This window comes from Kineococcus sp. NPDC059986 (assembly GCF_040702905.1).
Taxonomy (GTDB): domain Bacteria; phylum Actinomycetota; class Actinomycetes; order Actinomycetales; family Kineococcaceae; genus Kineococcus.
The window spans coordinates 1-1,445 of sequence record NZ_JBFBND010000083.1 but is presented as its reverse complement, the minus strand read 5'-3'; the positions used below and the strand labels follow the sequence as shown (position 1 = coordinate 1,445).

1 protein-coding gene is annotated in these 1,445 nt (G+C 67.2%); it reads right to left on the bottom strand.

The genetic code is table 11. The annotated features are described in order from the left end of the window. Positions 1-53: 53 nt before the first annotated feature. Positions 54-1,322, bottom strand: coding sequence for an IS256 family transposase (locus AB0637_RS24985; protein ID WP_366175489.1), 1,269 nt, complete (start codon positions 1,320-1,322; stop codon positions 54-56). Between the last annotated feature and the right edge of the window lie 123 nt (positions 1,323-1,445).

Below are 1,445 nucleotides of genomic sequence, written 5' to 3'. Positions count from 1 at the left end.
GGTCAAGTCCTCAGAGGTGGTGTACGACGTTCGCCGCGTGATGCTCCGTGCAGTCAGGCAGTCAAGGCCTGCATCGTGAGGTCAGAGTTCACCTCCGCAACGGTCTCGGAGGTGGTGTCCGCTCCGCCGGGCATCGCGATGAGGCGACAGCGCCCGAGCAGGTCCAAGCCGAGGTAACGGCGGCCTTCGGTCCACTCATCGTCCTGCTCAGCCAGCACCGCCCCGACGAGACGGATCAGGGAATCACGGCCGGGGAAGATCCCGACCACGTCGGTGCGACGGCGGATCTCCCGGTTCAACCGCTCCTGCGGGTTGTTGGACCAGACCTGACGCCAGACTTCCTTCGGGAACGCGGTGAAGGCCAACACGTCGGCGCGGGCCGTGTCGAGGTGGGCGGCGACCTTGGGTAGTTTCTGCTCGACGGCGTCGAGGAGTCGGTCGAACTGGGCGTGCACGGAGTCGGCGTCAGGCTGGTCGTAGACGCTGTGCAGCAACGTCTTCACCCACGGCCAACTGGTCTTGGGTGTGACGGCCATGAGGTTGGCAGCGTAGTGAGTTCGACACCTCTGCCACGATGCCCCAGGCAGGGTGGCGCCGATCGCGGCGACCAGGCCGGCGTGGGCGTCGGAGGTGACAAGGCGGACCCCTGAGAGGCCCCGGGCGGTGAGGTCGCGGAAGAACCCGAGCCAGCCGGCTCCGTCCTCAGCACTCGAGGTCTGCAGGCCCAGGATCTCCCGGTGACCGTCGGCGTTGACACCGACGGCGAGCATCGCGTGGACGTTGGCGACCCGGCCGTCCTCGCGAACTTTCATCACCAGGGCGTCAGCGGCGACGAACGTGTACGGCCCGGCATCAAGACGGCGGGTGCGGAAGGCCTCGACCTGAGCGTCGAGGTCCTTGGCCATCTCGCTGACCTGCGACTTCGACAACCTCGTGATGCCCAGCGACTCGACCAGCTTCTCCATGCGGCGGGTCGAGACCCCGAGGAGGTAGGCGGTAGCGACGACGGTGGTCAGCGCCCTCTCGGCGCGGCGGCGGCGCTCGAGAAGCCAGTCGGGGAAGTAGGACCCGGAACGCAGCTTGGGGATGGCGGCGTCGATGGTGCCGAGTCGGGTGTCGAAGTCGCGGTGGCGGTAGCCATTGCGGGAGTTCACTCGCTCCGGCGAGGAGGTGGCGTAGGGGGCTCCGCAGACGGCGTCGGCGTCAGCGGACATCAGCGTGTTCACGAGCGTGCTCATCAGCTCCCGCAGCAGGTCCGGGCTCGCCTGGGCCAGCTGCTCGTGCATGAAGTGGGCAGGGTCCATCATGGGTCCAGCGGTCATCGCGTCGGTCTCCTTCAAAGTCACTGTGAGAGGTCCTTCGAAGCATCACGCGGTGGCCGCCTTCTACGTCTCAGCCACGCCGGTCAGCGGGGGTGGTCATACACCACTCTGGTGGACTCCACT